We start from the raw sequence: 14,613 nt of genomic DNA on the forward strand, positions 1-14,613 counted from the left end.
ACGCCTGTGGGCGTGGCGCTCTGGAGTATGTGCTGGTGATTGTTTCCCGCTTCGCAGCGCTGGCCGCATGGCTGCCGCTGGTGTCACGCATCATCGCTGCCCTGCTGGGCGGCTATCTGGTGGCCGCGCTGTCCAGCGTGGCCGCGCTGGCCCTGCCGATCGACCCGCAGCAGGCGGTGTTCACCGGCATGCTGGTGAGTTTCCTGCTGTATGCCGGCGCGGTGGTGTGGGTGTTTGCCGTTCGTTCGGCGCGGCGCGCGTGGCTGGGCCTGGTCCTTGCCGCACCGCTGTGGCTGCTGGCTACATTCGCCGTGCCGACAGGCGGTGGCGCATGACTGCGGTCGAAGCACGGGCACCCAAGCCGCGTGGCATCCGCCAGACCATGTCCGACCTGCACATCTGGGTCGGCCTGCTCGCCGGCTGGATTCTCTACGCGATGTTCCTGACCGGTACCGCCAGCTACTTCCGCGATGAAATCTCGCGCTACACGCGCCCGGAGATCAGCACGCCTGCGCAGCTGCCGCCCGCGCCGGAGGTGAGTGCACGGCTGGTTTCGCAACTGATGGCCGACACGCCGGGCGCACGCCAGATCAGCCTGACCCTGCCCAGCCCGCGCAGCCCGTGGGTGTCGGCGATGTGGGCCGCACCCGGTGGCGGCGGTGGTCGCCACGGCTTCCAGTCCGGCCGCTTCGATGCTGACACCGGCACGCCGTTGGCGGCGCGCGATACCGCGGGCGGCGACTTCTTCTATGCGTTCCACTTCAACCTGCATTACATGCCGGCGATGTGGGGGCGATGGATCGTCGGCCTGTGCGCGATGTTCATGCTGGTGGCCATCGTCAGCGGCGTCATCACCCACAAGAAGATCTTCGCCGACTTCTTCACCTTCCGCTGGGGCAAGGGCCAGCGCTCGTGGCTGGATGGGCATGCTGCGGTCTCGGTGCTCGGCCTGCCGTTCCACTTCATGATCACCTGGAGCGGCCTGGTGATGCTGGCGGTGCTGTACATGCCGTTCGGCCTCGACAGACTGCAGGACAAACGTCAACAGGCGCAGGTGACCAGCGAGATGCGCCTGCAGCTTCCACGCCAGGCCCCCGCCGATGTGCCTGCACCGATGGCCGACATCGCCGCGATGGTGGCTGCTGCCCAACAGCGTTGGGGGCCGGCCAGTGTCGGCGGCGTGCAGGTGCAGAACCCCGGTGACCGCAACGCCCGCGTCGCCGTGGTGCGCGCGCAGTCCACCCGCGTGTCGACCACGCCGCACTACCTGCTGTTCGACGGCAGCAATGGCCACCTGCTGCAGGCCAAGGAGACATCCGGCGCCGCCGCGCAGACCCAGGGTGTGCTGTATGGCCTGCACCTGGGCCGCTTTGCCGATTCACTTACGCGCTGGCTGTACTTCGTGGTCAGCCTGGGCGGCACTGCCATGGTCGGCACCGGGCTGGTGCTGTGGACGGTGAAGCGCCGCAGCCAGTTGCCCGATCCGCAGCGGCCCTACTTCGGTTTCCGCCTGGTCGAACGCCTGAACATCGCCACCGTGGCCGGGCTGTCGGTGGCCATGGCCGCGTTCTTCTGGGGCAACCGGCTGCTGCCGGCCGCGATGGCCGACGGGCCGGCTGGGAAGTCCACGTGTTCTTCCTGGCCTGGGCGGCGATGCTGGCCCACGCCTGCCTGCGCACGCCCAAGCAGGCCTGGGTCGAGCAGTTCACCTTTGCGGCGGCGCTGCTGGCCCTGCTGCCGGTGCTGGGCGCCGTCACCACCGCGCATCCCTTGTGGCGCTCGTTGCCGGTATCGGACTGGGCATTCGCAGGTACCGACCTGACGATGCTGGTGCTGGCAGCCCTGCATGCCTGCCTGGCCTGGCGTACCTGGCGGTTCACGCCGAAGCCGGTGCGGGCACGCCCGCCGCGCGCGGCGCGGGCTGCGACAACGGAGGTGGCGGGATGATCCATGCCCTTGTGTTCCTGCTGTCACTGGCCGGCTTAGGCTGCCTGGCATTGGCCATGGAACGGCACCAGCGCGACCTGCTGAAGCGCGCGTTGGCTGCGGCCAGCCGCCGTCGCCTGCGGATTGCGGGCTCCAGCATGCTGGTGCTGGGCTTCGCGCTATGCGTTGCTTCGCGTGGCTTGGGCCTTGGCCTGGCCGAATTCTCCGGCCACACCAGCGTGGCCGCCGGCCTGCTGGTAGTGGCGATGGCCTTCCATCTGCGCCCGCGCAGCTGAGCACGTCCGCTCGCAATCCGCTACGCAACAGACTGAATGGGAGGCTCTGAGGGACTTCACCACCTGCCTACCGCAGCACAGCCATGCTGACACGCAATCCCGTCAGCCAACTGCAGCCAGCGGAGTCACGATGAATCCCCCTTCCAAGCTTCCGCTCACGCGGCGCGACATGCTCAAGCTCAGTGCGGGCTCGGCCACCACCATGGCCATGCCCGCCGCTGTCGCTGCCGCCGCCGAGCCCGACCGCTCCGCCGCACGCGCCCCGGTCACCACGCAGGTGACCTTCAAGGTGAACGGTGCAAGCCGCTCACTGCTGCTCGACACCCGGGTCACCCTGCTGGATGCGCTGCGTGAGCACCTGCAGCTGACGGGCACGAAAAAGGGCTGCGACCATGGGCAGTGCGGTGCCTGCACCGTTCTGCTGGACGGCCGTCGCATCAATGCGTGCCTGACTCTGGCCGTGATGCATGAGGGCGCCAGCATCACCACCATCGAGGGCATGGGATCACCTGGCAACCTCAGCGACATGCAGGCCGCCTTCGTCAAGCATGATGGTTTCCAGTGCGGGTACTGCACGCCGGGCCAGATCTGCTCGGCCGTGGCGGTGCTCGACGAAATCCAGCGGGATGTCCCCAGCCACGCCACTGCGCGCCTGGACGAGCCTGCGGCACTGACACCTGAAGAGATCCGCGAGCGGATGAGCGGCAATATCTGCCGCTGCGGCGCCTACTCCAACATCATCGAAGCGATCCAGGATGCGGCGGGGAAGCGCTCATGAGGGCATTCACCTATGAACGCCCTGCCAGCGCGGCCGATGCCATTGCCGCCGCCACGCGCGCACCGGGCGCACGCTTCATCGCAGGGGGCACCAACCTGCTCGACCTGATGAAGCTGGAAGTGGAAACGCCGACGCATCTGATCGATGTGAACGGGCTGGGCATGGACGACATCGAAGCGACGGCCGATGGCGGCCTCCGGATTGGTGCACTCGTGCGCAATACCGATCTCGCCGCAGACGCCCGCGTCCGCCGCGACTATGCCTTGCTGACCCGGGCGCTGGTATCGGGCGCCTCCGGACAACTGCGCAACAAGGCAACCACGGCAGGCAATCTGCTGCAGCGCACGCGCTGCCCCTACTTCTACGATACGGCCCAGGCCTGCAACAAGCGCCTGCCCGGCAGCGGCTGTGCCGCAGTCGAAGGCGCAAGCCGGCAGCTGGCGATCATCGGCGGCAGCGCAGACTGCATCGCCACGCATCCCAGCGACATGGCAGTGGCCATGATGGCCTTGGGCGCGTCGGTGGAGACGTTGGGTGCCGACGGCACGCGGCGGCTCATTGCGCTGGATGCCCTGTACCGCCCGCCGGGAGCAACGCCGCACCTTGAGACCACGCTGCTGCGAGGCGAGCTGATCCAGGCGGTGATCCTGCCACCCCCTGCAGGTGGCACCCATATCTATCGGAAAGTGCGTGACCGCGCCTCCTACGCCTTTGCGCTTGTTTCGGTTGCTGCGATCGTGCAGGCCGACGGCAGTGGGCGCATCGCCCTGGGCGGCGTGGCCTACAAGCCATGGCGCAGCGACGCCGCCGACGCCGCGCTGCCGCAGGGAGCTTCGGCCGTCATCTCGACGCTGTTGCAGGGTGCGGCACCAACTGGGCAGAACCGCTTCAAGGCGGTACTGGCCGAACGCACCCTGGCATCCATCCTGCAGGACCTGAGGGCGCGCGCATGAAGTTCACTAAGCCTGCTGGCACCAATCCCATCGATGCAAAGAAGGTCGTCGGACAACCGCACCCCCGCATCGACGGTCAATTGAAGGTTTCAGGAAAGGCAACCTATGCCTACGAGTGGCATGACGCACTACCCGAACCGCCGGCTTACGGCGTGGTCGTCGGCGCAGGGATCGCCACCGGAACCATCGCGTCACTGGATCTCGAGCCCGCTCGCCGCTCGCCAGGCGTCCTGGCCATCGTCACTGCCGACACTGCCGGGCCGCTGCAGCGCGTGAAGCGCAACGCTGCGCCGCTGCTCGGTGGCCCGACGATCAGCCACTACCATCAGGCGCTGGCGGTGGTGGTCGCCGAGACCTTCGAGCAGGCACGCGCTGCGGCCGCCAGGGTCCGCGTGCGCTACGCGCCCCGGCACGGTTCATTTGACCTGGCTGCGGCCCGCAAGGATGGGACGTTACTGAAGACGCCCGAACCCGATGCCCGGGTGGGCGATTTCGAAAAGGCATTCCAGCAGGCCGACATCACCCTCGATGCGACGTACCACACCCCTGACCAGTCACACGCCATGATGGAGCCGCATGCAACGCTGGCGGCCTGGGACGGTGACCACCTGACCGTGTGGACATCCAACCAGATGATCGACTGGGGCCGGACGGACCTGGCCAGGACGCTGGGCATACCGAAGGACAATGTACGACTGGTATCGCCTTACATTGGCGGGGGCTTCGGCGGAAAGCTGTTCCTGCGCTCCGATGCCCTGCTTGCAGCGCTCGCGGCACGAGCGGCGAAGCGCCCGGTGAAGGTAGCGCTGCAACGCCCGCTGGTCGCCAACAACACGACCCATCGCCCCGCCACCATCCAGCGCATCCGGCTGGGCGCATCCCCGAACGGAACGTTGACCGCCATCGGACACGAATCCTGGTCAGGCAACCTGGCGGGCGGCTCGCCCGAGGAAGCCGTGCAGCAGACCCGTTTCCTGTATGCCGGCGCGCATCGGCTGGCCGCCCTGCGATTGGCTGCGCTGGATCTTCCCGAAGGCAACGCGATGCGCGCGCCTGGCGAGACGCCCGGGCTGATGGCCCTGGAAATCGCCATGGATGAGATGGCCGAGAAGGTCGGGCTGGATCCGATCGAGTTCCGCATCCGCAACGATACGCAGGTCGACCCCAGCGATCCGTCACGCCCATTTTCGCAGCGACAGCTGGTGCAGTGCCTGCAATCCGGCGCCTCGCGCTTCGGCTGGGAGCGTCGCAGTGCTGCCCCTGCCGCCAACCGCGATGGACGCTGGCTGGTCGGCATGGGTGTGGCAGCCGGCTTCCGCAACAACCTGGTGATGAAGTCCGGCGCGCGCGTGCGCCTGGCCACTGATGGGCACGTAACCGTCGAAACCGACATGACCGATATCGGCACCGGCAGCTACACCATCATCGGCCAGACCGCCGCCGAGATGCTGGGCGTTCCCCTGGAGCAGGTCACGGTGAAGCTGGGCGACTCGCGCTTTCCGGTTGCCGCCGGCTCCGGTGGCCAGTGGGGTGCCAACAGTTCTACCGCAGGTGTCTATGCGGCCTGCATGGCATTGAGGACCAAGGTCGCCAGCGCGCTGGGAATGGATGCTGCCGCGGCACGGTTCGAAGACGGCCATGTCATCGATGGGCAACGACGCGCTGCCTTGACAGAGGCGACCCGCAGCGGCGAAGTCGTTGCCGAGGACAGCATCGAGTTCGACATCCTGCAGGAGAAGTTCCAGCAATCGACCTTCGCCGCGCATTTCGTCGAGGTCGGCGTTGATGTCGCGACGGGCGAAACGCGCATCCGCCGGATGCTGGCCGTCTGCGCTGCGGGACGCATCCTGAATCCCACGACGGCGCGCAGCCAGGTCATAGGCGCGATGACGATGGGCATCGGTGCTGCGCTGTCGGAGGAACTGGTCGTCGACCCGCGCCTGGGCTTCTTCGTCAACCATGATCTGGCAGGCTACGAGGTTCCGGTGCATGCCGATGTGCCCCACCAGGAGGTGGTGTTCCTCGACGGGGCCGATGCCGTGTCATCGCCCATGAAAGCCAAGGGCGTCGGCGAGCTGGGCTTGTGTGGTGTCAGTGCCGCCATCGCCAACGCCGTCTACAACGCAACCGGCGTACGGGTCAGGAATTACCCGCTGACGCTGGACAAGCTGCTGGCAGGCCTGCCAGACCTCGCATGACGACGTCGTTCTTTCCCGCACCGCTGGACCTTGAAACGGGCAATGCGCGGCCCGCCCTGCGTGCTGCTGCCGATGCCGCACGCGATCGCTCTCCGGCGGTGCTGGCCATCGTGGTGCAGACCGAAGGATCAACCTACAGCCGTGCGGGGACCTGCGTGTTGTTTACCGGCGACGAACAGATCGGCTGGCTCAGTGGCGGCTGCCTTGAGCCGGAGCTCGCACGTGCGGCCTGCAGAGTCGCAGCGGAAGGGCAGCTCTGCTGGGTAAAAATTGATACCCGCGATGACGCTGCACTGTTCTCCGGCAACGCCGTGGGCTGCCGCGGCTGCCAGTGGATCGCGCTGCTGCCTTTGCACCAGTTACCGGGCCTGGCAGGCTGCCTGGATGTCTGGCTGCAGGGCCGTGACAGCCTGCACGTGTCCCTGGCGACCGAGGGTCGTGTCGAAGGTCGCTGCGCCGGATCTTCGTTCTGCACCGAGCTGCCGGTGCTCAAGAGCGACGAGGCCATCGACATCTGCGTATGGCGCCTGCAATGGCACCGGCCACCGCTGGTACAGCTGCATGGCGCCGGACCTGAGGCCGTGACGCTGATGCCAATGCTGGAAGACCAGGGCTGGCTCATACAGGTCGTGGAGCCGCGAAGGGCCTGGCAGGCACGCCTGCCGTCGCTGCAGCAGACGAACGAAGATAAGGAAGACCGCCAGGTCGATGCGGCGCTGATCATGCACCACAACTTCGAGCTGGACCTGGATGCGTTGCGATTGCTTGCCCGATCAAGGATTCCATTCATCGGACTGCTGGGCCCTCGCCAGCGCAGAGAGGATCTCTTGAAGGTGCTGGACGCAGGTACGCGCGCCGCGCTTCAGCCCCGGCTGCGCTCACCCATCGGTCTGGCACTGGGCGGACGGGGGCCCGAGGCAATCGCCCTGAGCGTCACCGCCCAACTGCAGGCATGGCGCCATGGCAGCGCACTGGGCAGTACGTGAGCGGGCACGCTGCCGTGGTACTTGCGGCCGGACTGAGCCGTCGGCTGGGCCGCCCCAAGCAATGGCTTCAGGTCAATGGCGAATCACTGCTGCGGCGTGCAGCGCGGCTGGCGTCTGAGACAGATCCGGACGTGCTGATCGTACTGACGCCGCAGGCTCCCGCCTTCGGTCCGGAGCTGGCCGGACTGCGTGCCGTCCAGGTGGAGAATCCCACGCCCGGGCTGGGGATCGGCAGCAGCCTTCTGCTGGCAGCGCCGCACCTCGGCACCGCCCGCCGGGTGCTGGTCCTGGTCTGTGACCAGCCCCGCCTCCATGCAGCACATCTTCGTGCCCTGCTCGACGCCGCAGCCAGCACGCCGTGCCGCTGCGCTGCCACGCTGGAAGGCGGGGTGCCGGGCTCGCCGGCCGTTGTCCCCGCCGCGTGGTTCAACGACCTGCCGGAGGGCGGTGGTGAGCACGGTTTCGGTCGCCGCCTGCGGCAGACCCCGGGCGTGGCCCTCTGTGCCAGCGACGTGTGCCTTCGTGACATCGACGACGCGGACGATCTGCGCGCCGCATCTGCCGCCGGGTGGATCGATACGCCGCCGGAATGAACGCGCGGGGCAAGAAGGCCTTCGCCAGGCACAGCCTGGCGCGACCACGGCGGCGTCGATCCCTCGGTTACCCTGCGTGCTGCGCGTTGCGTAGCTGCTCAAGGGCCCTTGCCTTGCCTTGAGCGGCCGGCATCGCCCGCACCACGTTGCGCAGCAGCTGCAGATCCTGCTGCTGGCCAAGTACATCACTGAGCCGGTGCAGGGCCTTCGCATCGCCGCCGGCCGCCTTCCTTTTGCCGGCGTGCAGGTTCAGCGCGTGTGCCACGTCCAGCTGCAAGCGCAGGCGGCGGACCTTGAGTCGCCAGCGGTGGATGGCCTCGGCGCCGCCATCATCGCTTGCACGCAGGGCAGCCTTTTCCGCCCGCCGCTGGCTGCGCTCGAGGTTGCTTCGCAGCGTCGAACGCCGCAGCTTCCCCCAAGGCTGCTTTGCAAGCTGTTCCTGCACAATCACTACGCGGCGCACCCGCCGTTCGAATGCGAGGTCGCGCTGCAGGGCCTCCTGCAGCAGACGGTCACGACGCTGGACCAGACGGGCGATGATGCCCGGCCACGCGTCGGCCGCGTGCGCGTCCTGCAGGTAGACCGCGGCCTGCACCACCACGTGGGCATCGCGCAGGTCGGACAGACTGTCGCCCAGACGCTGCAGACGGCGGTCCGCGTCATCCAGTTCCAGTGCCGAATCCTGCAACAGGGCCAGCAACGCCCGCAGCCGGCGTATCGCCTTGCGCGCGGCATGGATGGCGGCATGCGGATCGTCCGACGCCGACAATGCCGCGATGATCGAGCGGCATTCCTGCATCGCCCGTTGTTGAACCGACTCGCCAAGGTCTGCTGCGGACATCGGGGACTGCCCCGCGGGGGTAAGGGCGCAGTGTATCCCCAGCCCCGGGCTGCCCCGTTCACATTGCACGGACCACTCGCGGGGGGCTGCATCTATACGCCGCACTCACGCCGCCCCGCGCGGCCGGAGCTATGCTCCGCCAGCGCGGGAGGCTGCCGCCCCCCACGCAGATCAGCGGTTTCAGCGTTCCCCAACGAGGATTCCATGATGGCCAAGCGCTTCCCGCACTACGGGCTGCTGGCGTTGTGCAGCCTTGCCTTCCCTGCTGCTGCCGTGGCCCAGGACGCGTCGATCGGCTTCGGCCAGGACACCACCACCACGCAGTCGTCCAGCAGCTCGCAGACCACCGTCACCACCCAGTCGGACACCGGCAGCGACCAGACGCAGGACGATTCCGGTTTCGGCAACATGGGCTCGATGACCACCGAGACCACGACCACTGGCAGTTCGCATTCGGAGTCACGCAGCCACGGTTCCGACGTCGAAATGGATATCGACCGCCCCGACTACCGCGGTGACGACTGGGGCCATGACCGCCACCGCGGTGGCCCGCCGATCAACGACAACGATCTGTTCGGCGACTGGACGCTGGGCCAGGAAAACGGCAGCAGCTGCACCATCACCCTGAAAGACAGCCAGTGGTTCGGCGGCTACGGCGCGTGGGTGCCGGCCGGCTGCCCCGATGGCTTCTTCTCGGTCAACCGCTGGGTGCTGTCCGGCAACCAGCTGCTGCTGACGGACACCAACAACCAGGTCATCGGCCGCTTCCGCCCGAGCGGTAACGGACGCTGGTCGGGCCGCCGCGAGTCGGACGGTACCCGCATCTACCTCAACCCGCGGCAGCGCTGAGCGCACCGTATACGCGGCACGGACACCCCCCATCGCACCATGGGGTGTCCGTTCCTCCTGCACCCTGACATGGCCGCTCCCACAGGCTCACGCCTGGTCGTCTACGCCGCGCTGTTCGGCAACCTTGCCATCGCCATCGCCAAGTTCGTCGCCGCCGGCATCTCCGGCAGTTCGGCCATGCTGAGCGAGGGCGTGCATTCGCTGGTCGATACGCTCAACGAGGTCCTGCTGCTGTACGGCCTGCACCGTGCCGAAAAGTCGCCCGACACGCTGCACCCCTTCGGCTATGGGCGTGAGCTGTATTTCTGGAGCTTCATCGTCGCCCTGCTGGTGTTTGCCGCCGGCGCCGGTGTATCGGCCTACGAAGGCATCCAGCACATCCGCCATCCGCAACCGGCCACGAACCACGCCCTTAGTTACACGGTGCTGGGCGTATCGCTGCTGTTCGAAGGCAGCTCGTGGTACATCGCCCTGCGCGAATTCCGCCGCAGCAAGGGCTCGATGGGCTACTTCGAGGCCTTCCGGCGCAGCAAGGACCCGTCCACCTTCACCGTGCTGCTGGAAGACAGCGCGGCAATGCTGGGCCTGGGCTTCGCTCTCGCCGGCCTGCTCGCTGCGCAGCTGCTGGGCATGCCCGTGCTCGACGGGGTGGCCTCCCTGTGCATCGCCGCCGTGCTCGCGGTGACCGCCTTCCTGCTGGCGCGCGAAACCAAGGGCCTGCTGGTGGGTGAACCGGCGCATCCGGCGGTGGCACAGCGGATCATGGCGGTGGCGGTGACCGATCCCGACCTGCTGCGTGCCAATGGCGTGACCACCATGCAGATGGGCCCGGAGCAGGTGGTGGCCATGCTCAGTGCCGAGTTCGAGGACGACCGCCGGACACCACAGATCGAAGCCTGCATCACCCGTATCGAGACGGCGGTCAAGGACGAATTTCCCGAACTGGTGGCACTGTTCGTCAAGCCGCAGACCCCGGAAGTGTTCGCTGCACGGCAGGCTGCCCTGAAGAAACACACCTGAGACGCCGTCGGCCTACCTCACGCGGGCATCACCCGGGAACGCGGAATGCTAACAATTACCCCACTAGCGTGGGGCCTGCCCCGCCCTTCCCTGCAGAAGCCAGCGCGCCAGTTATGGATGAAGCTTTCCGACTTTGCGAGATCGACCGCCTGGGAGTGCTCGACACTCCGTCCGAACCCGTCTTCGATGCGATCGTGGCCGCAGCCCAGGCCGCCACCGGGATGCCGATGGGACTGATTTCCATCGTGGCCGAGCACCGGCAATGGTTCAAGGCCAACATCGGCCTGCCGGACACAAGCCAAACGCCGCGCGATATCTCCTTCTGCACGCACGCCATCGAGCGCGATGCACTGATGGAGATCCCCGACGCGCGCCAGGATCCGCTGTTCGCCAGCAACCCGCTGGTCACCGGCGGGCCGCGCATCCGCCACTACGCCGGCATCCCGCTCGGCACCGCGCATGGCGCGCGCATCGGCACCCTGTGCCTGCTCGACACCATGCCCGGCGTGCTTTCGCCCTCGCAGCGTGAACTGATGGTGCACCTGGGCCGGGTCGCTACCCAGGTACTGGAACAGCGCGCCACGCTGCTGCAGAAAGTCGACCAGGCGCAGCACCTGCACAGCGACCTCAAGCGCAGCGAGGATTTCCTCGAACGCACCAACACCGCCGCCAGGGTTGGTGGCTGGGAACTGGACCTGACCAGCAACGAGGTGCGCTGGACCCGCGAGACCAAGCAGATCCATGGCGTGCGCTCCAGCTACCAGCCGACCCTGGACAGCGCCCTCTCGTTCTATCGCGAGGACAGCCGCGCGATCATCCAGGCCTCGGTACAGCGCTGCATCGATGCCGGCACGCCATGGGAGGTGCAGCTGCCGATGACCACCGGCGATGGCCGCGCGATCTGGACGCGCGTGGTCGGCAGCCGCCAGCAGGTCGAAGGCCGACCACGCCTGGTCGGGGCCATCCAGGACATCACCGAGGAACGCGCGGTGCTGGACGCGCTGGAGGCCAGCGAGGTTCGCTACCGCCGCCTGTTCCACTACAGCCTCGGCCTGATCTGCACGCACACCCTCGACGGCACCGTCACTTCGGTGAATCCGGCGGCGGTGCAGTCCCTGGGCTTCCCCGAGAGCCAGATGGTCGGCCGCAGCCTGTGCGACCTGATGCCCGCGGACAAGCGCGATGCCTTCAAGGCCTACTTGGCGCGGATCGAGAGCAACCACACCGATGCCGGCGTCATCGAGCTGATCGCGGCCGATGGCAGCCGCCGCTACTGGGCCTACAACAACGTCCTCGACAGCGAGGCACACCCACCCTTCGTGCTCGGCCACGCGCAGGACGTCACCGCCTTGCGGCAGCAGGAAGAGCGTCTGCGCGAACTGTCCCAGCGCGACCCGCTGACCCTGTGCCACAACCGCCGCTACCTGCACCGCTTGGAGCAGCTGGAGACCGAGTCCTGGGCCTGCGTGGTGTTCGACCTGGACCACTTTAAGCAGGTCAATGACACCCAGGGCCACCGTCGCGGCGATGCCATCCTCGTCGAGTTCGCTGCCTTCCTGCGCTCGCCGCTGGGTGCCGGGGAAAGCGAAGTCCGGCTGGGCGGCGATGAATTCATGGTGGTGCTGATCCAGCCGGCCCGCGAGCGCCTGCAGGCGCTGCTGGACTGGTACGAGCAGAACGCCGGTCTCGCCCCGATCGCGTTCTCCATGGGCGCGGCCACGCATGCCCGTGGCGAGCTGGTCGCCGACACCATCCATCGCGCCGACAACGGCCTCTACAGCACCCGCGAACGGGTCCGCCGTGTCCAGCGCGAGGAAGACGCCGTGATGCCGGGGACGTCCGCGTCCACATCCGATTGAGCCTTCCATCACGCCCTGCAGCCAGCGCTCTGGGCACCCTGCCAGCAGGTTCTACGGAGACAGTTCCATGCCCAATACCGGCCGTTTTTTCGTATTGGCTCTCGATGCAGACAGGAACCCGGCAGGCGCCATCGTGCAGATCCGTTCGATGGCACTGCGCTGCGAAGCCTGCGGTGAGGTCACCCGGACCGAAGGTGCACAGATCGCGCGACTGGATGGCGGCACCATCCTCGACTGCACCCATTGCGGCGCGACCCAGGCCGTGGCCAATGCACGGCTGGAGGAGTGCGATCACGTAATGGCCGTCACCTCGCCGGCCGTCGCCGCCACCGGCGTGGCGCCGCTGCCAGGTCGAGGACGTGGATGACCGTGGGGTCGACGCTCAGGCGCCGCTGCCTGGCCCGTGCAGGAAGTCGTCCATGCGCTGCAGTTCGTCGTCCAGCGCCGCGCGGAACGCCGCTTCGCGCGGCGCCTTGCCAGTGACGTAACCCAACGCCGGTTGCAGTCGGCCCTCGGTCGTCGTGATGTTGGCCCAGCCGATGATCTGGTCGCGCCACAGCAGCGGCAGTGCGTAATAGCCGAACCGCCGCTTCGCTGCAGGTGTGTAGGCCTCGAACTTGTAGGTCCAGCCCCAGAGCAGTTCGAAGCGGCGACGATCCCATGCCACCGGATCGAATGGGGCCAGCAGGCGAACCTGCTCGCCCACGGCGAAGCGCCGCGAGCGCGGATTCTCTCCCGCCGGCCAGTACCAGGTCGTCCCGTCGACAACGGCGCTGGCCAGCGTCTGCCGGGCGTCGCGCAGCGCCTGCTGCAGCGGTGCCGCCAGGTGCGGCGCGCCATAGCCAAGCAGGCGCACCAGGTAGGTCAGGCTGGCGGCCGGCAGGGGCGCGTACTTGCGCACCACCAGGTCGACCAGCGCGGCGGCACGCTGCGCCTGCGCGGCCGCGCCGGTGTCTGCCTGCGGGTGGTCGGCCACGCTGTAGATGCGTGTTCCGCTGTCGCGCCGCTGCACGCGCAGCATGCCGCGGTAGTGCATGCCATCGAGCAGATGGGTGCTGGCGTTGCTGGTGCCGCCCCAGTAGTTGGTCACCCGGCCATGCGCGAAGGCCTGGTCCACCTCGCGGGGATGCACGCTGCCACGCGCCTGCACGAATTCGAGCACCTCGGCCGCCTTGCGGCGGGTCGCCGCATCCCACACCCTCGATGAGACCCGCGGATGCATCAGCGCCAGCAGTTCGCGCGGCAGAAAGCCATAGTTGACCAGGCAGTCCTCTTCCACCGGCAGGCGCGCGTAGCGTCGTTCCAGATCACCGGCCCGATAGCCCTTGACCCGGTGGCGCAGGGTCAGATCCTGGGCGCGGGCGGGAGCCCGGATGGGATCGGCCTGGACGAACCCGAGGCGACGGATGGCCGCCAGCAGGGTCGTTGGCCTGAACAGCGTGCGCGCTACGGCGTAACGGCGCAGATCATCGAGGGTCGGCGTGGCGGGCATGCTCTATTGTCGGCCATCGCTCAGCGGCCGGCCACCATCGCATAGCCCGCCAGCACCGCCAGGTGGCCCACGTAGTAGAGGTAGAACGACCAGCGCCAGCGCGGCACCCGCCACGGCACCCGGGCCAATGCCCACAGTAGCGGCACCGCCAGCAGCGCCCAGCCGTTGCCATTGGTCCAGCACAGCGCGGCCAAGGCCGGCAGCGGCAGCCACCACAGCCGGTTGCGGAACGCGATCCAGCCCAGCACCACCAGCGCCACGCCCGCCCACTGGTAGTCGACCAGCATCGGCAGCACGCCGCCCGCCAGCAGTATCAGCCAGGCCCGGCCCTGCGCCAGCGCGAACACGGCCAGCGCCGCAACGGCGAAGGTCAGCAGGATGTTCAATGGAAGCGGCTGCCCGAAGGCCAGCAGATGCAGCGGCTGGGCGATCGCGCCCCAGAGCAGCAGGCGCCGGATCGATTTGCCGAGGTCAGCGCCGGGCTGGGCCAGGTTGCAGGCCATCACCAGGGCGAACAGCGGAAACGCGACGCGCCCCAGTTCGCTGACAACCGGCACATAGCCACCGAACACAACCTTGGCGACGTGGTCGCCGGTCATCAGCAGCAGCGCGATCCACTTCAGCAGCTCGCGTCCGCCACTGCTGAGCGTATACGGCACTGCGGCCTGCTTCGCTGCATCCTGCTGGTCCATGCCGTTCCTGGAGTGATGGTGGCCTGCGCGCGCGGCCGTTCCTGTACGCCGAGGATACTGGAACCACGCGCGATGCGACGCCGTCCGACCGGCACCGCTATGCTTGTCGTTCCTGCTCGTGAGACACCGC

15 protein-coding genes are annotated in these 14,613 nt (G+C 67.8%); 12 read left to right on the plus strand and 3 right to left on the minus strand.

Annotation, left to right across the window (positions count from 1 at the left end; all coding sequences use genetic code 11):
- Window positions 1-35 precede the first annotated feature (35 nt).
- The 8 genes from ACVOK1_RS00550 to ACVOK1_RS00585 all read left to right on the plus strand — a co-directional run bounded on the left by ACVOK1_RS00550 (window position 36) and on the right by ACVOK1_RS00585 (window position 7,730).
- Window positions 36-335, plus strand: a complete 300-nt coding sequence (locus ACVOK1_RS00550) for a DUF3649 domain-containing protein (RefSeq protein ID WP_481560706.1) — start codon at window positions 36-38, stop codon at window positions 333-335.
- A complete protein-coding gene (locus ACVOK1_RS00555; protein WP_481560707.1) occupies window positions 332-1,822 on the plus strand; it encodes a PepSY-associated TM helix domain-containing protein in 1,491 nt (496 codons plus the stop codon). Before ACVOK1_RS00550 ends, ACVOK1_RS00555 begins: the two co-directional genes overlap by 4 nt.
- 121 nt (window positions 1,823-1,943) lie before the next feature.
- The gene (locus ACVOK1_RS00560; RefSeq protein WP_481560708.1) at window positions 1,944-2,222 is read left to right on the plus strand and encodes a DUF3325 domain-containing protein; all 279 of its coding nucleotides are present in this window, start codon (window positions 1,944-1,946) and stop codon (window positions 2,220-2,222) included.
- Window positions 2,223-2,352: 130 nt separating this feature from the next.
- Entirely contained in the window at window positions 2,353-3,000 is a 648-nt protein-coding gene (paoA, locus tag ACVOK1_RS00565; protein WP_481560709.1) for an aldehyde dehydrogenase iron-sulfur subunit PaoA, read from the plus strand.
- Window positions 2,997-3,953, plus strand: a complete 957-nt coding sequence (locus ACVOK1_RS00570) for an FAD binding domain-containing protein (protein ID WP_481560710.1) — start codon at window positions 2,997-2,999, stop codon at window positions 3,951-3,953. Before paoA ends, ACVOK1_RS00570 begins: the two co-directional genes overlap by 4 nt.
- On the plus strand, window positions 3,950-6,151 hold the full coding sequence (gene paoC, locus ACVOK1_RS00575) for an aldehyde oxidoreductase molybdenum-binding subunit PaoC (protein WP_481560711.1): 2,202 nt from the start codon (window positions 3,950-3,952) through the stop codon (window positions 6,149-6,151). The genes ACVOK1_RS00570 and paoC overlap by 4 nt, the downstream gene beginning before the upstream one ends.
- Window positions 6,148-7,137: an XdhC family protein gene (locus tag ACVOK1_RS00580; protein ID WP_481560712.1), complete on the plus strand. Its 990-nt coding sequence runs from the start codon at window positions 6,148-6,150 to the stop codon at window positions 7,135-7,137. Before paoC ends, ACVOK1_RS00580 begins: the two co-directional genes overlap by 4 nt.
- The gene (locus ACVOK1_RS00585; RefSeq protein WP_481560713.1) at window positions 7,104-7,730 is read left to right on the plus strand and encodes a nucleotidyltransferase family protein; all 627 of its coding nucleotides are present in this window, start codon (window positions 7,104-7,106) and stop codon (window positions 7,728-7,730) included. Before ACVOK1_RS00580 ends, ACVOK1_RS00585 begins: the two co-directional genes overlap by 34 nt.
- A 67-nt stretch (window positions 7,731-7,797) precedes the next feature.
- Here ACVOK1_RS00585 and ACVOK1_RS00590 read toward each other — a convergent pair whose 3' ends face one another.
- Window positions 7,798-8,571: a CHAD domain-containing protein gene (locus ACVOK1_RS00590; protein WP_481560714.1), complete on the minus strand. Its 774-nt coding sequence runs from the start codon at window positions 8,569-8,571 to the stop codon at window positions 7,798-7,800.
- A gap of 207 nt (window positions 8,572-8,778) precedes the next feature.
- Between ACVOK1_RS00590 and ACVOK1_RS00595 the strand changes: the two genes are divergently transcribed.
- The 4 genes from ACVOK1_RS00595 (at window position 8,779) to ACVOK1_RS00610 (ending at window position 12,666) form a co-directional block, all read left to right on the plus strand.
- Window positions 8,779-9,420: an AprI/Inh family metalloprotease inhibitor gene (locus tag ACVOK1_RS00595; protein WP_481560715.1), complete on the plus strand. Its 642-nt coding sequence runs from the start codon at window positions 8,779-8,781 to the stop codon at window positions 9,418-9,420.
- A 69-nt stretch (window positions 9,421-9,489) separates the two neighbouring features.
- Window positions 9,490-10,440: a cation diffusion facilitator family transporter gene (locus ACVOK1_RS00600; protein ID WP_481560716.1), complete on the plus strand. Its 951-nt coding sequence runs from the start codon at window positions 9,490-9,492 to the stop codon at window positions 10,438-10,440.
- Between the two features lie 113 nt (window positions 10,441-10,553).
- The gene (locus ACVOK1_RS00605; RefSeq protein ID WP_481560717.1) at window positions 10,554-12,299 is read left to right on the plus strand and encodes a sensor domain-containing diguanylate cyclase; all 1,746 of its coding nucleotides are present in this window, start codon (window positions 10,554-10,556) and stop codon (window positions 12,297-12,299) included.
- A 67-nt stretch (window positions 12,300-12,366) separates the two neighbouring features.
- Window positions 12,367-12,666 carry a hypothetical protein gene (locus ACVOK1_RS00610; RefSeq protein WP_481560718.1) on the plus strand — a complete coding sequence of 100 codons (300 nt, stop codon included), beginning with the start codon at window positions 12,367-12,369 and terminating at the stop codon, window positions 12,664-12,666.
- A 15-nt stretch (window positions 12,667-12,681) separates the two neighbouring features.
- On the opposite strand, the gene ACVOK1_RS00615 is transcribed toward ACVOK1_RS00610, so the two are convergent.
- Both ACVOK1_RS00615 and ACVOK1_RS00620 read right to left on the minus strand, forming a co-directional pair.
- Window positions 12,682-13,791 carry a DNA glycosylase AlkZ-like family protein gene (locus ACVOK1_RS00615; protein ID WP_481560719.1) on the minus strand — a complete coding sequence of 370 codons (1,110 nt, stop codon included), beginning with the start codon at window positions 13,789-13,791 and terminating at the stop codon, window positions 12,682-12,684.
- A 20-nt stretch (window positions 13,792-13,811) separates the two neighbouring features.
- On the minus strand, window positions 13,812-14,483 hold the full coding sequence (locus ACVOK1_RS00620) for a TraX family protein (RefSeq protein ID WP_481560720.1): 672 nt from the start codon (window positions 14,481-14,483) through the stop codon (window positions 13,812-13,814).
- Window positions 14,484-14,613: the final 130 nt, after the last annotated feature.

The organism is Stenotrophomonas sp. STEN087, from assembly GCF_056759115.1.

Coding starts and splice junctions, on each gene's coding strand:
- ACVOK1_RS00595 (WP_481560715.1), top strand. CDS start 8,779: ATGGCCAAGCGCTTCCCGCACTACGGGCTGCTGGCGTTGTGCAGCCTT.
- ACVOK1_RS00570 (WP_481560710.1), top strand. CDS start 2,997: ATGAGGGCATTCACCTATGAACGCCCTGCCAGCGCGGCCGATGCCATT.
- paoC (WP_481560711.1), top strand. CDS start 3,950: ATGAAGTTCACTAAGCCTGCTGGCACCAATCCCATCGATGCAAAGAAG.
- ACVOK1_RS00600 (WP_481560716.1), top strand. CDS start 9,490: ATGGCCGCTCCCACAGGCTCACGCCTGGTCGTCTACGCCGCGCTGTTC.
- ACVOK1_RS00615 (WP_481560719.1), bottom strand. CDS start 13,791: ATGCCCGCCACGCCGACCCTCGATGATCTGCGCCGTTACGCCGTAGCG.
- ACVOK1_RS00580 (WP_481560712.1), top strand. CDS start 6,148: ATGACGACGTCGTTCTTTCCCGCACCGCTGGACCTTGAAACGGGCAAT.
- ACVOK1_RS00555 (WP_481560707.1), top strand. CDS start 332: ATGACTGCGGTCGAAGCACGGGCACCCAAGCCGCGTGGCATCCGCCAG.
- paoA (WP_481560709.1), top strand. CDS start 2,353: ATGAATCCCCCTTCCAAGCTTCCGCTCACGCGGCGCGACATGCTCAAG.
- ACVOK1_RS00590 (WP_481560714.1), bottom strand. CDS start 8,571: ATGTCCGCAGCAGACCTTGGCGAGTCGGTTCAACAACGGGCGATGCAG.
- ACVOK1_RS00605 (WP_481560717.1), top strand. CDS start 10,554: ATGGATGAAGCTTTCCGACTTTGCGAGATCGACCGCCTGGGAGTGCTC.
- ACVOK1_RS00585 (WP_481560713.1), top strand. CDS start 7,104: ATGGCGCCATGGCAGCGCACTGGGCAGTACGTGAGCGGGCACGCTGCC.
- ACVOK1_RS00560 (WP_481560708.1), top strand. CDS start 1,944: ATGATCCATGCCCTTGTGTTCCTGCTGTCACTGGCCGGCTTAGGCTGC.
- ACVOK1_RS00610 (WP_481560718.1), top strand. CDS start 12,367: ATGCCCAATACCGGCCGTTTTTTCGTATTGGCTCTCGATGCAGACAGG.
- ACVOK1_RS00620 (WP_481560720.1), bottom strand. CDS start 14,483: ATGGACCAGCAGGATGCAGCGAAGCAGGCCGCAGTGCCGTATACGCTC.